Source organism: Ferrimonas aestuarii (assembly GCF_005116665.1).
GTDB lineage: Bacteria > Pseudomonadota > Gammaproteobacteria > Enterobacterales > Shewanellaceae > Ferrimonas > Ferrimonas aestuarii.
Window position 1 is genome coordinate 373,459 of the sequence record NZ_SWCJ01000003.1, and the last position, 20,399, is coordinate 393,857.

20 protein-coding genes are annotated in these 20,399 nt (G+C 52.5%); 6 read left to right on the forward strand and 14 right to left on the reverse strand.

Translation table 11 applies throughout. The features are described 5' to 3' along the window. The first annotated feature begins 3 nt into the window (after positions 1–3). From FCL42_RS06595 to rpoD, 3 genes are all read left to right on the forward strand, one after another. Positions 4–447, forward strand: coding sequence for a GatB/YqeY domain-containing protein (locus FCL42_RS06595; RefSeq protein WP_136862599.1), 444 nt, complete (start codon positions 4–6; stop codon positions 445–447). An 86-nt stretch (positions 448–533) separates the two neighbouring features. Further along, positions 534–2,300 carry a DNA primase gene (gene dnaG / locus FCL42_RS06600; RefSeq protein WP_136862600.1) on the forward strand — a complete coding sequence of 589 codons (1,767 nt, stop codon included), beginning with the start codon at positions 534–536 and terminating at the stop codon, positions 2,298–2,300. A gap of 79 nt (positions 2,301–2,379) precedes the next feature. Continuing rightward, positions 2,380–4,221: an RNA polymerase sigma factor RpoD gene (gene rpoD / locus FCL42_RS06605; protein ID WP_136862601.1), complete on the forward strand. Its 1,842-nt coding sequence runs from the start codon at positions 2,380–2,382 to the stop codon at positions 4,219–4,221. 78 nt (positions 4,222–4,299) lie between these two features. Here the strand turns inward: rpoD and FCL42_RS06610 are convergent, their stop codons facing one another. Then, positions 4,300–5,085 (reverse strand): crotonase/enoyl-CoA hydratase family protein, encoded by a 786-nt coding sequence (locus FCL42_RS06610; RefSeq protein ID WP_136862602.1) that lies wholly within the window; start codon positions 5,083–5,085, stop codon positions 4,300–4,302. 77 nt (positions 5,086–5,162) lie between these two features. On the opposite strand from FCL42_RS06610, the gene FCL42_RS06615 reads away from it, so the two are divergent. Continuing rightward, positions 5,163–6,155, forward strand: coding sequence for a response regulator (locus FCL42_RS06615; protein ID WP_136862603.1), 993 nt, complete (start codon positions 5,163–5,165; stop codon positions 6,153–6,155). A 9-nt stretch (positions 6,156–6,164) separates the two neighbouring features. Next, on the forward strand, positions 6,165–7,112 hold the full coding sequence (locus FCL42_RS06620; RefSeq protein ID WP_136862604.1) for a sensor domain-containing diguanylate cyclase: 948 nt from the start codon (positions 6,165–6,167) through the stop codon (positions 7,110–7,112). 3 nt (positions 7,113–7,115) lie between these two features. On the opposite strand, the gene FCL42_RS21675 is transcribed toward FCL42_RS06620, so the two are convergent. The 11 genes from FCL42_RS21675 to nudF form a co-directional block, all read right to left on the reverse strand. Further along, the gene (locus FCL42_RS21675; RefSeq protein ID WP_169308312.1) at positions 7,116–7,271 is read right to left on the reverse strand and encodes a hypothetical protein; all 156 of its coding nucleotides are present in this window, start codon (positions 7,269–7,271) and stop codon (positions 7,116–7,118) included. Between the two features lie 37 nt (positions 7,272–7,308). Further along, positions 7,309–7,830: a type II secretion system protein gene (locus FCL42_RS22035; RefSeq protein ID WP_136862605.1), complete on the reverse strand. Its 522-nt coding sequence runs from the start codon at positions 7,828–7,830 to the stop codon at positions 7,309–7,311. 31 nt (positions 7,831–7,861) lie between these two features. Further along, the gene (gene rraB, locus FCL42_RS06630) at positions 7,862–8,215 is read right to left on the reverse strand and encodes a ribonuclease E inhibitor RraB (protein ID WP_136862606.1); all 354 of its coding nucleotides are present in this window, start codon (positions 8,213–8,215) and stop codon (positions 7,862–7,864) included. A gap of 166 nt (positions 8,216–8,381) precedes the next feature. Continuing rightward, positions 8,382–9,119, reverse strand: coding sequence for a 1-acylglycerol-3-phosphate O-acyltransferase (locus FCL42_RS06635; protein ID WP_136862607.1), 738 nt, complete (start codon positions 9,117–9,119; stop codon positions 8,382–8,384). Between the two features lie 155 nt (positions 9,120–9,274). Beyond that, positions 9,275–11,551 (reverse strand): DNA topoisomerase IV subunit A, encoded by a 2,277-nt coding sequence (gene parC, locus FCL42_RS06640; protein ID WP_136862608.1) that lies wholly within the window; start codon positions 11,549–11,551, stop codon positions 9,275–9,277. Continuing rightward, a complete protein-coding gene (locus FCL42_RS06645) occupies positions 11,544–12,641 on the reverse strand; it encodes a PQQ-dependent sugar dehydrogenase (protein WP_229359796.1) in 1,098 nt (365 codons plus the stop codon). The genes parC and FCL42_RS06645 overlap by 8 nt, the downstream gene beginning before the upstream one ends. Positions 12,642–12,715: 74 nt before the next feature. Beyond that, positions 12,716–14,611: a DNA topoisomerase IV subunit B gene (parE, locus tag FCL42_RS06650; RefSeq protein ID WP_136862610.1), complete on the reverse strand. Its 1,896-nt coding sequence runs from the start codon at positions 14,609–14,611 to the stop codon at positions 12,716–12,718. Positions 14,612–14,668: 57 nt separating this feature from the next. After that, positions 14,669–15,244, reverse strand: a complete 576-nt coding sequence (locus FCL42_RS06655; protein ID WP_136862611.1) for a YqiA/YcfP family alpha/beta fold hydrolase — start codon at positions 15,242–15,244, stop codon at positions 14,669–14,671. Positions 15,245–15,286: 42 nt separating this feature from the next. Next, on the reverse strand, positions 15,287–16,108 hold the full coding sequence (cpdA, locus tag FCL42_RS06660) for a 3',5'-cyclic-AMP phosphodiesterase (protein WP_136862612.1): 822 nt from the start codon (positions 16,106–16,108) through the stop codon (positions 15,287–15,289). Positions 16,109–16,116: 8 nt separating this feature from the next. Next, positions 16,117–16,551 carry a DUF1249 domain-containing protein gene (locus FCL42_RS06665; RefSeq protein WP_136862613.1) on the reverse strand — a complete coding sequence of 145 codons (435 nt, stop codon included), beginning with the start codon at positions 16,549–16,551 and terminating at the stop codon, positions 16,117–16,119. Further along, a complete protein-coding gene (gene nudF / locus FCL42_RS06670) occupies positions 16,552–17,172 on the reverse strand; it encodes an ADP-ribose diphosphatase (RefSeq protein ID WP_136862614.1) in 621 nt (206 codons plus the stop codon). 212 nt (positions 17,173–17,384) lie between these two features. On the opposite strand from nudF, the gene tolC reads away from it, so the two are divergent. Then, on the forward strand, positions 17,385–18,692 hold the full coding sequence (tolC, locus tag FCL42_RS06675; protein ID WP_136862615.1) for an outer membrane channel protein TolC: 1,308 nt from the start codon (positions 17,385–17,387) through the stop codon (positions 18,690–18,692). 63 nt (positions 18,693–18,755) lie between these two features. On the opposite strand, the gene FCL42_RS06680 is transcribed toward tolC, so the two are convergent. Together FCL42_RS06680 and FCL42_RS06685 are read right to left on the reverse strand one after the other, a co-directional pair. Beyond that, positions 18,756–19,421: a TIGR04219 family outer membrane beta-barrel protein gene (locus FCL42_RS06680; protein WP_136862616.1), complete on the reverse strand. Its 666-nt coding sequence runs from the start codon at positions 19,419–19,421 to the stop codon at positions 18,756–18,758. 4 nt (positions 19,422–19,425) lie between these two features. After that, positions 19,426–20,394, reverse strand: a complete 969-nt coding sequence (locus FCL42_RS06685; RefSeq protein WP_136862617.1) for a DUF2333 family protein — start codon at positions 20,392–20,394, stop codon at positions 19,426–19,428. Between the last annotated feature and the right edge of the window lie 5 nt (positions 20,395–20,399).

The window sequence follows — 20,399 nt, forward strand, 5'->3', positions numbered from 1 at the left end:
TTTATGTCTATCATTGAGCGTTTAAAAGAAGAGCAGAAGGTTGCCATGCGTGCCAAAGATAAGGCGCGTCTTGGAACCATTCGTTTGGCTCTGGCTGCAGTTAAGCAGCTGGAAGTTGATGGCCAGAAAACCCTGACTAATGATGAAGCGATTGCTGTACTTACCAAGATGGTAAAACAGCGTCGCGACTCCATCAGTCAGTACGAAGCTGCCAACCGCCAAGATTTGGCAGACGTGGAAGCGGCCGAAGTTGTGGTTCTGCAGGAGTTCCTGCCGCAGCCACTGACCGAGGAGGAGCTGGCTGCTCTGATTGAACAGGCGATGACCGATTCCGGCGCCAGCTCAATGCAAGACATGGGCAAGGTGATGGGGCTACTGAAGCCTCAGATTCAGGGTCGAGCCGACATGGGCGCTGTAAGCGGCCTGATTCGAGCCCGTCTGAATTAAGACACCTCGCCTTTGCGTGATATAAGCCGTGCTCTGCACGGCTTGTTCGTCTCTAATCGACTGCCCTCAAGGAGACTCTAAAGTAAGTGGCCGGCCGAATTTCCCGAGATTTCCTAGACCAGCTACTGGCCAGAGTCGACATCGTCGATTTAATTGACTCACGCGTAAAACTTAAGAAATCGGGCAAGAACCACAGCGCTTGCTGCCCATTTCACAACGAAAAATCCCCCTCTTTCACCGTTAGCCAAGACAAACAGTTCTACCACTGCTTCGGCTGTGGCGCTCACGGTAACGCCCTAGATTTTGTGATGGAGTACGACCGCCTCGACTTTGTTGATGCCGTCGAAGAGCTCGCCGCAACCATGGGGATGGAAGTAGAGCGGGAACAAGGTGGACAACGTAGCTCCGCCCCGCAAGCCCCTAAGCTCACCACCCATTATGAACTGATGGACTGGGCTGCCAGATTCTTCCAGCTGCAACTGCGCAAGCACCCCAGTAAACAACCGGTGCTGGATTACATTCGCAGTCGCGGCCTTGACGGTGATACCGTCAAACGTTTTGGCATCGGTTTTGCGCCCGATGGCTGGGACAATTTGCAATCGCAACACAAACACAATCCGGCCGGTCTTAATGTACTGACCGAATGCGGCATGCTGATCGCCAAAGAGGGCGGTGGCCGCAGCTATGACCGCTTCCGGGACCGCTTGATGTTCCCCATCCGCGATCGTCGCGGCCGGGTGGTCGCCTTTGGCGGTCGAGTGCTTGGAGATGGGACACCAAAGTACCTGAACTCACCGGAGACGCCGATTTTCCATAAAGGCCGAGAACTCTATGGTCTTTATGAGCTAAAGCAGCAGCAACGTCACCCCTCCCGCATTTTGGTGGTTGAAGGTTATATGGACGTAGTGGCTTTAGCTCAACATGGCATTCCCTACGCGGTGGCCTCGTTGGGAACCTCGACCACCTCTGATCAGATGCAGTTGTTGGTTCGTACCAGCAAAGAGGTGATCTGCTGTTACGACGGTGACAACGCGGGTCGAGAAGCCGCATGGCGAGCAATGGAAACGGCGCTGCCCCATCTGCGAGATGGGGTTCAGCTTAAATTTATGTTTTTGCCCGATGGCGAAGATCCTGACAGCTTAGTGCGCAAGCAAGGCCAACAAGCGTTCGAAGCCTTGGTCGACAAAGCCACACCACTGTCAGATTACCTGTTCGAACGGATGCTCTCCTCGGCGGATCTCTCCAGCCAGGAAGGTAAGGCCAATCTGGCCAACACCATGAGCCCGTTACTGAATCAGCTTCCAGATGGGTTGCTCAAAGAGAGCCTGTTTTCCCGTTTGGAGCGAGCACTGGGTTGGGGCGCGCACTCCCTTAAGCGCACCACCGACTCGGCGCCAGCCCAACCCACTGGCGTTCAAGGCAGAGGCACACCGGTACGCCGCGCAATTGCCCTGCTGCAACAACGCCCGGAGTTAGGGTACCAACTCCCAGAGCAAGAGGAGCTGGCTCATCTCGAGCTGGCGGGCCTCCCACTACTGAGAGAGATGTTAGAACTGTGTCGTGATGAGCGACTGAATACCGGACAGTTGATGGAGCGTTTTCGCGGCCGTCCGGAGTACAACGCATTGAGTAAGCTGCTGGGCTGGAACCTCGGTATCGAGGACGAAAACCTATATGAGCCAGAGTTTACCGATTGCCTGTTGTGGCTAAATCAACGATTTTTTGAACAGATGTCGGAGCAACTGCAGCGCAAGGCTCGTGATGGATCCATAACCACCGAGGAACTCAGGCAGTTACAGCAGATGAATCTGTTATTGCAGGACTTGAAACAGTCCCGAAAAGGTAGCGAATGAAACGCCAAAAAGCTATAATAGCCTATTTGTGCGCCACTCGCTCAAACTCCGTATTCACAACCGTAAGTGGATGATATCAATGGATCAAACTCCGCAGTCACAACTCAAGCTTCTAGTCGCTAAAGGCAAGGAGCAAGGCTACTTGACCTACGCCGAGGTGAACGATCACCTGCCGGCGGATATGATCGATTCCGATCAGATTGAAGATATTATCCAGATGATCAATGACATGGGTATTCAGGTATTTGAATCTGCACCAGATTCAGATGATCTGATGATGTCAGAGGATGCGACCGACGAAGATGCCGCTGAAGCCGCCTCTCAGATGCTGGCAAGCGTTGAGGGTGAACTGGGCCGTACCACTGACCCTGTGCGCATGTACATGCGTGAAATGGGCACCGTTGAGCTGTTGACTCGCGAAGGCGAAATCGTAATCGCAAAACGCATCGAAGACGGCATCAACCAGGTTCAGTGCTCTGTAGCTGAGTACCCAGCCGCCATCGCATTCCTTCTGGATCAATGGGATCGCTTCGAAGCCGACGAAATCCGCCTGGCTGAGATCATCTCAGGCTTTATCTCCGAAGATGAAGATGAAGCTAACGTAGCACCAACCGCAACTCACGTCGGTTCAGAACTGTCACAAGACGATCTTGATGACGAAGACGACGAAGAAGATGATTCCGAGGACGAAGAGGACGATACCCCGTCCGGCCCAGATCCCGAGGAAGCGCGTGAGAAGTTCGCCGAACTGCGTCGCCACTTCGAACTGGCTCAACAAGCCATCGCCGAACACGGCCACGAGTCTTTAGAAGTTGCCATGATCGTGACTCGCCTGTCTGAACTGTTCAAGCAGTTCCGCCTGGTTCCGAAACAGTTCGATCACCTAGTTGGTAACATGCGCAGCATGATGGATCGCGTTCGCGTTCAAGAGCGTCTGATCATGAAGCTGTGTGTTGAACAGGCCAAGATGCCGAAGAAGAACTTCATGAAGGCGTTCGCTGGCAACGAAACCTCTAGCGAGTGGCTGGAAACTGAATGCAATGCCGGTAAGAGCTACAGCCCTAACCTGGCACAAGTGAAAGATGAATTGATTCGCTGCATGACCAAGCTGTCTCAGATCGAAGATGAGACTCGCCTGACCATCACCCGCATCAAAGACATCAACCGTCGCATGTCCATCGGTGAAGCCAAGGCTCGCCGTGCGAAGAAAGAGATGGTTGAGGCGAACCTACGTCTGGTTATCTCCATCGCCAAGAAGTACACCAACCGTGGTTTGCAGTTCCTGGATCTGATTCAGGAAGGTAACATCGGCCTGATGAAGGCGGTTGATAAGTTTGAATACCGCCGTGGTTACAAGTTCTCGACCTACGCCACTTGGTGGATTCGTCAGGCGATTACCCGCTCCATTGCGGATCAGGCACGTACCATTCGTATTCCGGTACACATGATCGAAACCATCAACAAACTGAACCGTATCTCTCGTCAGATGCTGCAGGAGATGGGCCGTGAAGCGACGCCGGAAGAGCTGGCTGAGCGCATGTTGATGCCTGAAGACAAGATTCGCAAGGTCCTGAAGATTGCTAAAGAGCCAATCTCCATGGAAACCCCAATTGGTGACGACGAAGATTCCCATCTGGGTGACTTTATTGAGGACACCACGCTGGCTCAGCCTATTGATGCGGCCACCAGTGAAAGCCTCAAGTTCGCCACCAACGAAGTGCTGGAAGGTTTGACCGCTCGTGAAGCTAAAGTACTGCGTATGCGTTTCGGTATCGACATGAACACCGACCACACTTTGGAAGAGGTTGGTAAGCAGTTCGACGTTACCCGTGAGCGTATCCGTCAGATCGAAGCGAAGGCACTGCGTAAACTGCGCCACCCTTCACGCTCCGAAATTCTGAAGAGCTTCTTGGACGAATAAAGGATAAATGTCGCATAGCGATTTTCCTGACCAAACAAAAACGCCCTGCACTGCAGGGCGTTTTTTTAAGCCAAACAATTACAAATGGTACGCCTTGTCTTTGCCACGCTGACGGGCAACGGCTACGCGCTGGTTCTTCGACGCCATTGCCTTAATCTGTCCCCAAGTCTCGCCAAACAGCACGCCACCATTGGTGCCGAAGCCACGATTCTTATAAAGCTTTTTCACTTCAGCCAAGGCATTGGGGGAGCGCTCAATCAGCGCTGTTGCCAGCGCTTCGGCACGTTCATAAGGGGCATCGCTTACCTCTGTAACCAGGTTCATCTCCAGCGCCTCTTTGGCGGTGATCGGCTCCGCCAACATCGACAGCATCAACGCCTTATCCTGAGGCAGTTGTTCCCGCAGCGCCAAAGTACCGCCCATATCGGGAATCAGCCCCCAGCGCCCCTCCATCACCGCTAAGCTGCTTTCAGGATGAGCAATGCGGAAATCCACACCGAGAGCAACCTGCATGCCTCCCCCCCAGCAGCGGCCTTCTATCGATGCGATCACCGGCACCTTAAGGTCACGCCAGCCGGTACTGACCCGCTGAGCAAGGTTGGGAGACCAGGGGGTCCACTTGAATAACAGCTTAGCTGCAGTGCCTGCCGATCCCATCAAAGCTTTGACATCGATCCCAGAACAGAAATCTTTTCCCTCACCGGTCAAAATTACCACTCGAATGTCCCTACGAGCTCTAATCTTTTTCTGAACCTGCACAATCGCCTTAAACAGCGCATAATCCAGAGCATTGCACTTGTCTGGGCGATTTAAACTCACCTTTGCAATGCCATTTTTCACTTCTAGTAGCACACGATCTGACATACACACTCCTTGGCGTCAGAAAAACATCACCGTCATAGTCATGACATTAGCGAATAAATTCAATAGAATGGCAACTTATGTCACTTATGGAAGACACATTTAGCTTGGAGGCTACCATTAAGGTTCTCATCTGTGATGATTCAGCCTTAGCTCGTAAGCAGTTGGCAAGGCAATTGCCCCAGTGCTTACAGCGCAGCATCGAGTTTGCTCACAATGGCGAGCAAGCTCTCTCTATGCTGGCGCAAAATAACTTCCAGTTGCTATTCCTTGACCTCAACATGCCAGTTCTTGATGGTTATCAAGTGCTGGAGTCTCTCGCTGGTCAGACCTCCAAGCCTCAGGTTATCGTGGTTTCCGCGGATATCCAAGACAAAGCGCGCGAACTTGTTTTTGGATTAGGTGCTGCAGACTTCATCAGCAAACCGATTCACAGCGATGAATTGGACGCCTGCTTACGTAAGCTGGGCATCGATGTTTCAGCCATTCCCGAGGTGCATACCGAACTTAAGGTCAGTATCGAAGACGCTCTACGAGAGGTCAGCAATGTGGCCATGGGGCGCACGGCTTCTCTGCTGGCAAAGGTGATCGATAACTTTGTCCACCTTCCTGTACCCAAGGTCAGCCATTGGACGCCTCAAGACCTCGAGATGACACTGATGGGGGCCCGTCAGGATCAAAACACTCAGATCATCTCTCAGGGTTACATCGGCTCCGGCATCGCCGGCGAAGCCCTGCTACTGTTCCATGACATCAACAACACCAATCTGAGCCAGCTGTTTGGAATTCAGGGTTACGATCTGGAGCAGCAAGACGAAGTACTGCTCGACGCCGCCAACTTGCTGTTTGGGGCATTTCTAAACAGCCTCTCAGAGCAACTGCATGTCGCATTCAGTCAAAGTCCGCCGGTGATTTGGCGACGGTCACAAAATCCACCGGAGCTGAAAGGCGAAGTATTTGCCATTGAGATCAGCTATCGCCAAGAGCAGTACAACCTCAATTGCGATCTGCTACTGCTGCTGCCTCAATCGAGCTGGGATAAATTACAACAGTATCTCAGCGTACTGCTTTAGGTATTCACCATGTTACCCGCTTATGACAACCATGCTGAACTGGATGCGCTCCACCTATTGACCCAACTGGTTCAAACCATTGAAGTAGGCCTGGTCGTATTAGATACCGATCTGAACATCGCTCACTGGAACAGTTTCATGGAAAATCACAGTGGATTGCGCTCTTCCGACGTTCGAAACCAGAGCTTATTTGCCTGCTTTCCCGATCTTCCCAAGCAGTGGCTAACAAGCAAGCTCAATACCGCCTTTCTCCTGAACAATCGCGCCTTCACCACTTGGGAGCAGCGGCCCTATATCTTCAAGTTTCCCAATTCGCGTCCGGTGACGGGTCAAAGCCCGTTCATGTACCAAAACCTCACTATACAACCTCTGAGCAACCGCAATGGCCAAGTAAAGCACGTAGCCCTGTTGATCTATGACGTCACCGTGGAAGCCAATCACCGTCAGGCGTTGTCCAAAATGAGCAAGGTAGACACCCTCACCGGCCTCGCCAACCGTCGCAGCTGGCAGGAGCACCTTGATAGGGAGATGGAGCGCTGTCGTCGCTACAAGCAATCGGCAACCTTGATGGTGCTGGATATCGACCACTTTAAATCGATCAACGATACCCTAGGGCACAGCGCAGGAGACGAAGTGTTGGCTCAGGTGGGGGAACAGCTAAAAGCGCTGATTCGAAAGAGTGATATTGCCGCTCGCTATGGTGGGGAGGAGTTTACCCTGCTGCTGCCAGAAACTAAGCTGGAGCCAGCGACTCTGCTGGCAGAGCGCATTCGAAGTTCAATTTCAAAACTCGAAGTGGAAACGGAGAGCGGACTGGCTAAATTTACGGTAAGTATCGGCCTTGCCAGCTACACAGGCAAAGTCAAAAATCAGTCCCACTGGTTCCAATGTGCAGATCAGGCACTGTATCAAGCCAAAGAGCAAGGCCGTAACCGCTGCGTTAGCTACCAGTTCTAGCACTTATTTCACTTGCCAGTGACCGGTTAAGTCCTCTTTTCGACGCCCTGGACCACGACGACGCTCAACCTTACCCGGTTCCCAACGAACGTACTGTCGACGATTGACTTGCTGGCGTCGATTGATACTGCGGCGCTCTTGAAAAGGTTGATCGCTCATTCACTGGCTCCCAAAAATTGACGCCAGCAAACTATAGCTACAAACGCACAACCTCTCCAGAAACCGAGTCGTATTCAAAGCTGAGGCTATCGTCTTCAATCCAGATGTATTCGCAGCTTTCATTGCCCACATACTTAGATTGAATCTTGGCGTCGGCTTTGGAGACGGCCGGAGCACGAGTCTCTGACTCACTCCATACTCCAAGATCGGTATCTAAAATGGCATCCCACACCAAAATGCAATCGTGCTCATTGCCGATGGATTTGGTACCGCCGTTTTCCAGCGTGCCCACCGGATAACCATGGTCGTTATAATCGGCCAGATTATAGGTGGCGTCATTAGAACAGTTTAGATTATCAACGGCTTGGTTATTACCGCGAAGGCGCCAGCACAAGTGGCTTTGGGCCACCGCTTGGCGAAATGCGCCATAGGTCGCGGAGAACACCGCGCTGTCGGCATCTTCGGAAAGATCGATGAACTTCGGAGCTGCGGTAACGGCAAGTACACCAAGAATGATGATCACCACTACCAACTCGATCAGGGTAAATCCTTTCTGCATATGCCCTCCTTGGCCGCATGCGGGATTGAGCTTACTCAACGAAGTAAGTGCCCCACCCGTCGTATTGCACGCCGTGCTTCTCGGCTAACTCAATCAACGCCTTACAGTCTGTATTCAGACGCTCAAGGTCCAACTTGTGCTCAATAATAGCATCAAAAGCAAACACCAGCGCACCATCGTCCAATTCCAGCTCTTCGGCATCGTCCACCTCAAAACCCGCTTTGAAAGCGTCTACGGCAGCCTTTTCCAGTTTATCGAAGTTGGCACAGGAGAAGTGGTGCTCGATGGTGTAATCCGCATCGGGATTAGAGCCATCCTCTAGCAGCGCTTCAATGATCTCTTGGTTTTCTTGCTGCTGTTCAGCAATCAGCTGTTCAATGGTCATGACCATCTCCGGGGTATGCTTAATAATTGCGGCAAGTATACCAACCTGATTAGGTAAAAGGACAATTTAGTGCGGCGGTAGACTGAATCAACAAAAAGGGTGAGCAAAGTGAAGAAGGGGGGGAGATGAAGGGGTATGCAGCCCCTTCACTAACTAGGAGATCAAGTTAAGCTGTTGCGCCTTTGGTTTCTGTCAACGACAGTACCTCAGCATTGAGCTCCTGAAGACGCTGCTGCATGCGACGATAAACCTCTTCAGCCAGCTCTCGCACCTGATCTTTGCTGTAACTCTTGGTGCAGATAGGCTCCATGGTTTCCACAATCACCATGCCGTTGTTACGGCGGTTCATGTTGATGCTCTGCTGATCAGAAGCAACCACGGGAATAATAGGCACCCCCGCCTGAATCGCCGTATGGAAGGCGCCAGTTTTAAACGGCAGCAAGCCTCGGCCGCGAGAGCGAGTGCCTTCAGGGAAGATCCATACCGACAGCTTGCTCTGACGAATCTTATCTGCCGCTTGATGCAAGGTCTTCACCGCACGAGAGCGGTTAGCACGGTCGATAAGGATGTTGCCGGTCAGCCAATATAACTGACCAAAGAACGGAATCCACTTCAGGCTCTTCTTACCCATGGAGACGGTGCCACGAGGCACAGATCCGGTGTGGGTAAACAGGTCAAAGTTGTTTTGGTGATTGCTCACGTAAACCGCAGGGGTCGATTCCGACTGATAGCGACCACGATGCACCACTTTCAGGCCAAGCAGAGGCGCCACGCTGGAGAATACTTTGGCGGTAAAGTGAACATTATTGCGATGAAATGGACGAACAATACACAGCAGCAACCCTAAAATAGTCACTACAATCAACAACAAAGCTAACAGTATAGAGCGTAACAACAACAACATCGACGAAATCACCTCATAGTATGGGGCGCCCAGTATAGGCAAAGCCGATGCCGGACACAACGAAATAGTTACAAGTGTTCGCTCAATTACATTGGCCACAAAAACAACAAAGCCCTCATGACTGAGGGCTTTAAACAATACAGTAGCGCTTTGGGTTATTCTGCGACAGGGGCTTCCGGCTGAGCCACCAACTCCAGCTTATCAACCCGCTGCAAACCCCGTGGCAGTTTGTTGCCCCGACGGCCTCGCTCACCTTGATAATGGCCCAGATCATCGGGCTTCAGGGTCAACTTGCGCTTGCCTGCCCAAACGGTAACCGACGCCCCCTCAGGCACCACCAGCAAGTGCTTAAGGAAGTCCTCACGGTTTTTCACCTTCTCAGTCGGAATGCCGATGATCTTATTGCCCTTACCTTTACTCAGCACTGGCAGCTGCGACAATGGGAACAGCAGCATTCGACCTTCCATAGTGATGGCCATCAGGCGGTCGTTGTTGGCATCATTGATGGTTCTTGGAGTCATCACCTTAGCACCAACGGGAACCGTCAGCAGCGCCTTACCTGCCTTGTTGCGACTGATCATATCTTTGAGGGCGCACACAAAGCCGTAACCAGCATCGGTGGCCATCAGGTAGAGCTGTTCCTGCTCGCCCATCAGAGCGTGCTCAAGGGTTTCACCGGCCACCAAATTAAAGCGGCCCGACAGGGGTTCCCCCTGACTGCGCGCTGACGGTAAGGTGTGACTGTCGGTGGTATAACTGCGACCGGAGCTTTCGATGAAAATCGCCGGCTGATTGCTACGACCACGAGCGTGAGACAGATAGCTGTCCCCCGACTTGTAGCTCAAACTGGTTGGATCAACGTCGTGCCCCTTCGCTTGGCGCGCCCATGCCTTTTCAGACATCACCACGGTAATGGCTTCGGTCGGCATCAGCTCAGTTTCAGACAACGCCTTAGCATCACCGCGCTCCTGCAATGGGCTGCGGCGATCATCACCATATTTCTCCGCATCCGCCAGCAGCTCTTTCTTAACCAGAGTTTTCAGGCGGCGCTCAGAAGAGAGCACCAGTTGCAGTTTGTCACGCTCTTTGGCCAGCTCATCCTGCTCGCCACGAATCTTCATCTCTTCCAGTTTCGCCAGATGACGAAGTTTCAGTTCTAAGATGGCTTCCGCCTGCTTATCACTGAGGCCAAAGTGAGCCATCAATACCGGCTTGGGCTCATCCTCATTGCGGATGATGGCAATCACCTCATCAATATTGAGGAAGGCGATCAACAAACCGTCCAAGATGTGCAATCTTGCTAGTACTTTATCCAGTCGATACTGCAAGCGGCGACGTACCGTCTCGATACGGAACTCCAACCACTCACGAATGATGGACAGCAGGCCTTTAACTGCCGGGCGCTGATCCAGCCCCAGCATGTTGAGGTTAACTCGGTAGCTCTTTTCCAGATCCGTTGTCGCAAACAGGTGAGTCATCACCTGATCCATGTCGACGCGATTTGAGCGAGGCACCACCACCAATCGAGTTGGGTTCTCATGATCCGACTCATCGCGCAGATCGGTGATCATCGGCAATTTCTTGGCCTGCATCTGAGCGGCGATCTGCTCCAGCACCTTAGCGCCAGACACCTGGTGGGGCAGTTCGGTAATCACCGCTTCACCCTGATCAATGGTGTACACCGCACGCATCTTGATGGAGCCCTTACCGGTTTGATACAGCTTTTTGATCTCAGCCTCAGGGGTGATGATCTCTGCACCGGTTGGGTAATCAGGCCCCTGAACAAAGCCAAGCACGTCCTCTAACTCTGCCTTAGGGTTGTCCAAGACATGGGCGCAAGCGTTGGCCACTTCGCGGGCGTTATGAGGAGGAATGTCGGTGGCCATGCCGACCGCAATACCGGTAATGCCGTTAAGCAGGATATGCGGTAGACGCGCTGGCAGGTTCTTCGGCTCTTTCAAAGTGCCATCAAAGTTAACGCCCCAGTCGACGGTGCCTTGGCCAAGCTCTGACAGCAGCACTTCGGAGAACTTAGACAAGCGAGATTCGGTATAACGCATGGCGGCGAAGGATTTCGGATCGTCCGCGGCCCCCCAGTTGCCCTGACCGTCCACCAATGGGTAGCGGTAGCTAAACGGCTGAGCCATCAAGACCATGGCTTCGTAACAAGCGCTGTCACCGTGTGGGTGATACTTACCCAACACGTCACCGACGGTACGAGCGGATTTCTTGTACTTCGCCGTTGCGGAAAGCCCAAGCTCGCTCATGGCGTAGATAATACGGCGCTGCACCGGTTTCAAACCGTCGCCAATGTGGGGCAAAGCCCGATCCATGATGACGTACATGGAGTAATTGAGGTAAGCCTCTTCGGTGAACGCGTGCAGCGGCCGCTGCTCTACGCCATCCAGGCTCAATTCAGTTGCGTCATTCATTATTGTCTTTTTCCGGTTGAACCGGCGCCGTATAACTTAATTTATAGATAGCGCCATTATAATCGTCAGAAATCAAAAGCGAACCGTCCGAGGTCTCAACAAAGGCCACCGGTCGCGCTAACGGCCGCTCACCATCGAGCCAGCCCGTCACCACCTGCCGATATTGAGGTGGCTGAGTATCCACATTCAGAGCCGTCACTTGGTAGCCCACCTTCTTCGAGCGGTTCCAACTGCCGTGCTCGGCAATAAACAGCGCCCCGCGATAGGCCTCAGGGAACTGGGTTCCCCGATAAAAGTGCACCCCAAGGGGAGCCACATGGGCCTGCAACTCAAAGAGCGGCTCAGTTAGCTTGCCTTGCAATGCTTTCGGCAGCACATGGTCAGGATCATTCACCGCCTTACCATGGCGATAGGGGTAGCCGTAGTGTGCCCCATGTTGAGACAGACGGTTAATCTCATCAGCGGGTACGTCATCCCCCATCATGTCGCGGCCGTTATCGGAGAAATAAAGCTCCCCAGTTTGCGGGTGAAAATCAAACCCCACCGAGTTACGTACGCCACGAGCGATCACCTGATATTGGCCCTTTGCCAGATCCAGTGACAGTATGCTGGCATAAGGACTGGACTCATCACAGATGTTGCACGGTGCACCAACTGGCACAATCAACCTGCCGTCAGGGGCAAAACGGATAAACTTCCAGCCATGGTGAGCGTCACTGGGCAAGCCATCAAACGCCACCTCCATCTTTGGCGAGGCTAGATGCTTGTCGATGTTGGGAAAACGCAAAATGCGATTCACCGCCGCCACATAGAGGTCGGCTCCTTTCACCGCCAATCCTGAGGGCATAAACAGCGCTTCGGCAATCAGGTAACGAGTTTCAAACTCACCATTGTTGTCCAGATCTTTAAGGGCATACACCTTTCCCTCTTTACGGGAGCCCACAAACAAGGTGCCATCTTGGCCCCACGCCATCTGCCGAGCGTTTGGCACATTGTCGGCCACCGTGGTCAAGGTAAACCCCTCTGGCACCGTGGCTGCTTGAAGTGGCAATGCCAACAGTAACCACCAATGGCGGAACTTAGTTATCATGATTGTCATTTCCCTATGCTGCAGTCCGTATGAGAAAAGGGGCACCACCGCGCCCCTTTCTCTTATTCTGGAAACTAGTTATCCAAAGCGGCAAGATCGCCCTTGGTCTCCAACCAGGTTTTGCGATCGCCAGAGCGCTTCTTCGCCAGCAGCATGTCCATTAGCTGCTCAGTGGCCTCGGCATCGTCAATGGTGAGCTGTACCAGACGACGAGTATTGGGATCCATGGTGGTCTCTCGAAGCTGGCCTGGGTTCATCTCGCCCAGACCTTTGAATCGCTGAATCTGAACCTTGCCACGTTTCTTTTCGGCTGCGATACGATCTAGGATCCCTTGACGCTCCGCCTCATCTAGGGCGTAGTGCACCTCTTTACCCACATCGATTCGGAACAGTGGCGGCATGGCTACGTAAACGTGCCCCTGCTGTACCAGCGCCTTAAAGTGACGCATAAACAGCGCACACAGCAACGTCGCGATGTGCAGACCATCGGAGTCCGCATCGGCCAAGATGCAGATTTTGCCGTAACGTAGGCCAGATAGGTCTTCAGAATCCGGATCGATACCCAGCGCCACCGAGATGTTGTGCACCTCTTGAGACGCCAGCACTTGGGAAGCGTCCACCTCCCAGGTGTTCAAAATTTTACCTCGCAGGGGCATGATCGCCTGGAAATCTCGGTCCCGAGCCTGTTTGGCACTGCCCCCCGCAGAGTCCCCCTCCACTAGGAACAGTTCGCCGCGCATCGGCTCGGTGGTTGTACAATCGGTCAGCTTACCCGGCAGGGCTGGACCCGAGGTCACCTTTTTGCGAGCCACCTTCTTGGCTTTGCGCAGGCGTGACTGAGCACTGGAGATACAGAACTCAGCAATGGCTTCCGCCTGCTCGGTGTGCTCGTTAAGCCACAGGCTAAAGGCATCGCGCACCACGCCGGAGATAAACGCCGACGCCTGACGGGACGACAGCCGCTCTTTAGTTTGGCCTGCAAACTGCGGATCCTGAATTTTCACCGACAGGATATAACTGACTTTGTCCCACACGTCTTCCGGCGTCAGTTTAATGCCTCGAGGCATCAGGTTTCGAAACTCGCAGAACTCTCGCAGTGCTTCCAACAGCCCCTGACGCAAGCCGTTAACGTGGGTACCACCAAGGGCGGTAGGAATCAGGTTAACGTAACTCTCAGCAACGGAATCGCCTCCCTCCGGCTGCCAGACTAACGCCCAATCCACCGCTTCATTATTGGCAGAGAAATTGCCGGTAAACGGCGTTTCCTCAGGCAGCATCGGCCATTGGCGAACGCTGTCATGCAGGTAATCTTTCAAGCCATCTTCGAAGTACCACTCGGTAACCTCACCGGCGACCTTATTGTCGAACTTAATCTTAAGCCCTGGGCACAATACCGCCTTGGCCCGCAGCAGGTGGGTCAGCTTAGAAACAGAAAAGTTAGCCGAATCGAAGTAGCTGGCATCGGGCCAGAAGTGAACGCTGGTGCCACTGTTACGGCGGCCACAGGTGCCAGTCACCCGCAGGTCTTCCACCTTATCGCCGTTCTCAAACGCCATTTCGTACACTTGGGCATCACGGCGAACCACCACTTCCACACGAGTAGACAGGGCGTTAACCACCGAAATACCTACCCCGTGAAGACCACCGGAGAATTGATAGTTTTTATTCGAGAACTTACCGCCCGCGTGCAGCTTCGACATGATCAATTCGATGCCAGGCACCCCCTCTTCAGGGTGGATGTCTACCGGCATGCCTCGACCGTCATCAATCACTTGCAGCGATTGGTCTTTGTGAAGAATCACCTGAATGGTACTGGCATGACCCGCCAAGGCCTCATCGACACTGTTATCGATCACCTCCTGACCTAGGTGGTTAGGACGAACGGTATCGGTGTACATTCCCGGGCGACGCTTAACTGGCTCCAACCCATTCAGTACCTCAATGGCGTCAGAGGTGTATTGGCTTGTCATTTGTGATCCCACTTAAAAATTATTGCTGCTCATGTTACCGAGTTCTGAATCTGGCAATCAAGCCAAATCCAAAAAGCGACAAATTGCCGCTAAGTGCCTTTCGAAATTAACAAAACTGTGGTCGCCACCGGCTTCAATCTCCATCAGAGCGCACTGGTATTTATCCACCGCTTGGCGGTAGTCCAGCACTTCATCACCAGATTGAAGCAGCACCAAGAATCGATCCGGATGTTCAATCACTGGCGTATCCAAATCTTTAAGCTGCTGCATGTGTTCCGCTTTGACTTCGAACTGCTCACCACTATAGGGGTTGGTCTGAGGACCAATGTAATCCTGCAGCAGATCGTAGGGCGTGACAGCGGGGTTAATCAGCACTGCCTTGCCCCCATGGCGCTCAGCCAGATAACTGGAAAAATAGCCCCCTAAGGAGCTTCCGATAAATCGCAGTGGCTGCCCCTGCTCTTTGGCCTTGGCCACGATCGCCTCAAGTTGAATCATCGCTTCATTGGGCGATGTGGCTAACTTGGGAATCTCTACCACCAGATTCGGGTAATGGCGCGAAACGTAGTCTCGCACCGCTTGGGCCTTGGCGGAATCCGGTGAGCTATTAAATCCGTGAATATAAAGCAGCATGAGCTTCCTTAGAGTGTGTTGCGCCGGTCTTTGCCGACGCCTCTAGTAGCCCGACACCGACATGTCCGGTAGGAAACGCTCCCCCGGCAAACGATAGACTTGACTGCTGATGCTATCATCGCGGTGAAGCTCCAGTAAACGGAAGCCCGGCTGCAAGGTATCCAGAGTAAAGTCATCACACTGAGGTTTGAACTGAATGGACGTGGACGGCACCGACATCAATTGCGCTTGATTCAGTTGGTAATCGCCCTGTTGATGCACGTGTCCCCACACTACCCCTTTGACATGGTTGTGCTGTTCCACGCACTTGAGCAACTCCTTGCCGTTGGCTAAGCGATGCTGATCCAGCCACTTACAGCCAGTATCAATGGGGTGATGATGCAGTGCCACCAGAGTCGGCTTGTCGCTAAGCCCCAACGTGCTGTCTAACCAATTCAAACTGGCCTCACTCAATGCACCCGCGGGAACCCGCGGCAGAGTACTGTCTAGTTGAAGCAGTTGCCAATGCCCCAGATCGATCTGTTCATTCATCATAATGCCGCTGCCGGCAAAGCCAGACTGCATCCGAACCAACGCATCGTGGTTACCAGGCAAAGACGCCACCGGCACCCCGAGCTGAGTCACGCTAGCGGCAAAGTGTTGGTAGGCAGTCAGGGTGTGGTCTTGGCTGATGTCGCCGGTGACCAGAAGCAAGTGCGGGTTTAGGGATGCAATCATCTCGAGTACAGCCATGAAGCTGTCCCAAGGGTTCTGCCCCAAAAAATCTGCGCTTTTATCTGCAAGCAGATGAGGGTCTGAAAGTTGGGCAATGCGAATGGTTTCCTGATCTAACCCTTCAAGCATCACCTTGGTTCGAGCACTCAATGGCCTAGTTACTCCTTGACTGCTGCCATCAGCGATTGCAGTCGCTTAGGCGCTAAACATTCCAATATTTCAGCTAAAAACAGATTGGCTTGATACCGATCTTTGGCAAAGACACTTTGCGCAGTCTGCCAATCATATACCGGTAGCAGTTGAGAAATCTGTTGCCCACTTAACACTTCTGCCATTCGGGCATCGTGATAAAGGCGTACGGAAATGCTTGGAATCTGCAACCAATTGGTCGCAGGCAACCAACGTTGAATCTCAATAACCTGTGTGTACTTGGTTTGCTCTACTAACTTTAGCCCCAATTCGATACTGGAACTTAAATGAAGATGCCATCGTGCACCTTCAGCCACCTCTGCAGGCACCAACGACGACAAACGCAAGTAGTTGCGCGCGTAGAGTTGATGTAACCGAACCAAAGAGTGGCGCTTCTTTACCATTTAGGCCTCAGACCTTACTTGTTGATGATGTAATTGCAGCCATTGTAGCCCAATCACGCTACTGGCATTATCAATTTTACCCTGCTCTACCCACTCATAGGCCAGTTCGCGAGTCACAACTTGAACGCGAATGTCTTCATTCTCATCTTCCAAACCATGAATGCCCTTGGCATTTGCGGCATCCACTATTGCAAGGAACAGCTGCAACCGCTCAGAGGTACCTCCAGGACTGGAAAAATGACGGTTAATTGGCAGCATTTTCGCTGCGATTAAGCCGGTCTCCTCCTCAAGCTCTCGGTGTGCGACTTCAAGCTCTGACTCACCAGGCTCGATCATTCCCGCAGCCAGTTCGTATAGCCAAGGGTTATCGCTTTTCCCTATTACTGGTACCCGCAGTTGTTGGATCAATACCACTTCGTCTCGCACAGGGTCATAAGGCAGCACCACCACCGCGTCGCCACGCTCAAACACCTCTCGGGTAACAGGGCCGCTCATGCCGCCAGCAAACAGCGGATAATTCACGGTTTTTGTCAAGATTTGAAAAAAACCTTGATAGGCAACCGACTCAGACAAAACTTCAATATTTTCAGACACTAATGTTTCATTACTTTTGTCGCTCATTATTTAAGCCTTTGATTTTAATGCGCAATGCCCTTCATCCTCCCACAAAGTGTTACATTTAGGGAATTAAAGAGGTTGACTTAGGTAGGTTCAATTCAGTTTACTATCCACGTCAAAGTCAAGGTCGTCTTGGGATTAACAGGGTTTCCCAGCCCTACAGTATTAGCTTGCCATCGTGCAGGCCTGCTTTGTATTTACTTTAAGGAATTGGAATGCGCTTCAAATTTCGAGCAATGACCATTGCACTGGGCTTAGCCAGTGCGACCCTACCCGCCCAAGCGGACGATCTCTATCAGATCTACCAACAGGCTCTCACCAAAGACCCTGTACTACTGCAATCAAAAGCCACCCGCGATTCCGCTTTTGAGGCAATCGATCAAAGCCGCGCTAGCTTGCTGCCATTCATCTCTGGTTCACTGGGGTACAGCCAAGGCTGGAATGATGATTTGAGCGAGTCCGGCGATGCAAGTGGCACCGCAGGCATCACCCTGAGTCAGAGCATCTACGATCACGCCAACTACGTGAATCTTGCCCTGTCTGAGAAACAAGCCTCTCAGGCTGACGCCAACTACGCTCTGGCGGTGCAAAGCTTGGTAGTGCGTGTTGCCAACGCTTACTTCGCCGTGTTGTCAGCGCAAGACGCACTGGAATTTGTTCAAGCCAATAAGCGTGCCATTGAGCGCCAGTTGGAGCAAACCAAGCAGCGTTTCGCCGTTGGCCTAACCGCCATCACCGACGTACACGAAGCTCAGGCTCAGTTCGACTTGGCCGTGGCTGACGAAATTAACGCTCAAAACACGCTGGAAAACAGCTACGAAGGTCTACGCGAAATCACCGGCCTGGCCCACGAAGACCTGGCAGTTCTGGATACCGACCGCTTTAGCCCCTCTCAGCCAACTCCAACCACCCACGACGCGTGGTTAAACTTGGGTGAAGAGAGCAGCCTAGAGCTACTGAGCCGCCGCCTAGGTGTGGACATCGCCAAAGAGCGCATTGAGCTGGCTAAAACCGGCCACCTACCAAGCATCGGCGTTACTGCTGGTGTTACTAAGGCATTCGATCAGGATGACCGAGCTGGCTTCATCAGCAACGATACCACGGGTAACGTAGCCGTTGAGCTCAAGGTGCCAATCTTCTCCGGTTTCTCCGTATCCAGCCAAGTTGAGCAAGCGAAGTACAACTTCGTTGCCTCCTCTCAGGCTCTGGAAGAGACCCATCGCTCGGTAGTACGTAACCTGCGTAACAGCTTGAACAACGTTAAGGCGTCCATCAGCACCATCAACGCTTACCAACAATCCGTTGTGTCTGCAGAGAGCGCGCTGAAAGCAACCGAAGCGGGCTTCGAAGTGGGTACTCGTACCATCGTTGACGTACTGAACTCTACCCGTCAGTTGTACAGCGCCAAGCAGCAGCTTGCGGACGCTCGTTACAACTACATTCTAGCGGTACTGTCCCTGAAGCAAGCGGCCGGTACACTAAGTGATGAAGACGTAAAACTGATTAACCAAGGCCTGAAATAAGCCCGAATTATCAGAGACAAAAAAACCGCCAGCGATGGCGGTTTTTTTATGCTCGTAACTGACTTAGAAGTGAATTTCTGCACCAACAAAGTAGCCACTAAACTCAAGGTCAGTGTTGGTTCCCCAGTCCTGAACATCGAAGCTGTGCTGACGGTAGCCGCCTTTGATGTTGAGATCGATGGCCAGCATGTCTAAGTTCCAGCCAAGGCCCACCTGATAGTCACTGATGGACTTATCATCGAAGCCGCCTGCAGAGACATCCACAAACGCAAACAACCCAGTACCTACTAAGTTCACTTGGCCCTTGGCATAACCCAAAATGGTGCCGTCATCGAGCGTGTCGGAGCTAAAGCTATCGCGACTTACTTCACCATCATAGATACGGTAGTTTGCGCCCACATCCAGAGACACAACACCGTTATCCAACAACTCGTAGTACAGCACGAAGTCGGTATTGGTCAGATCGGCGGCTAAAGCATTGTTACCATCACTCTCTTGCTGATTGTGACGAATCATCACGTTCGGAACGAGAGGAATAAAGTGTTCAAAAGCCACGTAACCAGAAACACGATAGCTGTCATCCCAGCCCTGATCGGCGCCGCGTACATTGCCCTCAACTTCACTTTGCTGAAGGTCCAAACCCAATTTGATGCCAAGAGCGTCGGCTTGAGCGGAAGTGCTGATGGCAGCGGAAACACAGAGTGCGATAAGGCCAAGTTGTTGGCGCATGGTTTTATCCTTGATTTAACAGTTGTTTAAGGTCAATCAGTGCCGCATTAGCACGACTAATGTAGTTGGCCATCACCAAAGAGTGGTTGGCCACAAACCCAAAGCCACTGCCATTGAGAATCATCGGGCTCCAAACCGCTTGTTGCGTCGATTCAAGCTCACGAATGATCTGTTGCAGGCTCACTTTGGCGTTTTTCTTCTCCAGTACTGGAGCAAAATCTTGCTCGATACCGCGCATGATCGCCAGTAGCGCCCAGGTGCTGCCTCGAGATTCATAAAATACGTCGTCAATCTTCCACCAGCTGGTCTGCACGCGCTGATCGAATTGAGCCCCTGTAGAGCGAGTTGCTGCGGCATCGCCAGCCAGATCCGTATTAAGACGTTCTTGACCCACACTCGCCGAAAGGCGCTGAGACAAACTGCCCAAACGCTTCTCTACCTGATCCAGTACCGCCACTAAGTTATCGGCACGGGCATAAAATTGGGCGCTCGGGTCGTTAGGGTTCACCATGCGGTCACGATAGCGGGTTAATGCTTCAATACCTTGACGATATTCCGACTCAGCACGGGGCACCAGCCAACTGCGGTGATCAATATTGAACTTAGGCTGCGCCTGAATCAGATCCGGATCTTCCGTAGACTGAGACTGAGAACGCGCCAAGTCTTTACGCATTACCAAGGTCAGGTCGCGAAGCTGCTCCAACGCCCCAAATTCAAAAGCGGGCATGTTGTCCAAAAGTACCGAAGGTGGCAGCTTGTCATTGGAGAGGAACCCACCAGGTTTATCCAATAAGGTTTCCGCGATAAGAATGGCGGCCGTGGTGGTGGCGTAGCCCGTCACCTCTGGTGAGTGGCGCAACTGTTCCTGTTTAATTGGAGCAGGCTCAAAGCTCCACCACACCCCAATCAGCCACATCAGTACAACAACAACGGCTGTGGTAATTCCTACCTGCTTTCGAGTAACTGAAACCATAACTT

Bases quoted from the DNA above. Each gene is read 5' to 3' on its own strand.
- FCL42_RS22035 (WP_136862605.1), bottom strand. From the start codon at position 7,830: ATGCAGAAAGGATTTACCCTGATCGAGTTGGTAGTGGTGATCATCATT.
- FCL42_RS06685 (WP_136862617.1), bottom strand. From the start codon at position 20,394: ATGGTTTCAGTTACTCGAAAGCAGGTAGGAATTACCACAGCCGTTGTT.
- rpoD (WP_136862601.1), top strand. From the start codon at position 2,380: ATGGATCAAACTCCGCAGTCACAACTCAAGCTTCTAGTCGCTAAAGGC.
- rraB (WP_136862606.1), bottom strand. From the start codon at position 8,215: ATGACCATTGAACAGCTGATTGCTGAACAGCAGCAAGAAAACCAAGAG.
- FCL42_RS06595 (WP_136862599.1), top strand. From the start codon at position 4: ATGTCTATCATTGAGCGTTTAAAAGAAGAGCAGAAGGTTGCCATGCGT.
- tolC (WP_136862615.1), top strand. From the start codon at position 17,385: ATGCGCTTCAAATTTCGAGCAATGACCATTGCACTGGGCTTAGCCAGT.
- parC (WP_136862608.1), bottom strand. From the start codon at position 11,551: ATGAATGACGCAACTGAATTGAGCCTGGATGGCGTAGAGCAGCGGCCG.
- parE (WP_136862610.1), bottom strand. From the start codon at position 14,611: ATGACAAGCCAATACACCTCTGACGCCATTGAGGTACTGAATGGGTTG.
- nudF (WP_136862614.1), bottom strand. From the start codon at position 17,172: ATGAGCGACAAAAGTAATGAAACATTAGTGTCTGAAAATATTGAAGTT.
- FCL42_RS06665 (WP_136862613.1), bottom strand. From the start codon at position 16,551: ATGGTAAAGAAGCGCCACTCTTTGGTTCGGTTACATCAACTCTACGCG.
- FCL42_RS06680 (WP_136862616.1), bottom strand. From the start codon at position 19,421: ATGCGCCAACAACTTGGCCTTATCGCACTCTGTGTTTCCGCTGCCATC.
- FCL42_RS06615 (WP_136862603.1), top strand. From the start codon at position 5,163: ATGTCACTTATGGAAGACACATTTAGCTTGGAGGCTACCATTAAGGTT.
- FCL42_RS06620 (WP_136862604.1), top strand. From the start codon at position 6,165: ATGTTACCCGCTTATGACAACCATGCTGAACTGGATGCGCTCCACCTA.
- FCL42_RS06645 (WP_229359796.1), bottom strand. From the start codon at position 12,641: ATGATAACTAAGTTCCGCCATTGGTGGTTACTGTTGGCATTGCCACTT.
- FCL42_RS21675 (WP_169308312.1), bottom strand. From the start codon at position 7,271: ATGAGCGATCAACCTTTTCAAGAGCGCCGCAGTATCAATCGACGCCAG.
- FCL42_RS06610 (WP_136862602.1), bottom strand. From the start codon at position 5,085: ATGTCAGATCGTGTGCTACTAGAAGTGAAAAATGGCATTGCAAAGGTG.
- FCL42_RS06655 (WP_136862611.1), bottom strand. From the start codon at position 15,244: ATGCTGCTTTATATTCACGGATTTAATAGCTCACCGGATTCCGCCAAG.
- FCL42_RS06635 (WP_136862607.1), bottom strand. From the start codon at position 9,119: ATGTTGTTGTTGTTACGCTCTATACTGTTAGCTTTGTTGTTGATTGTA.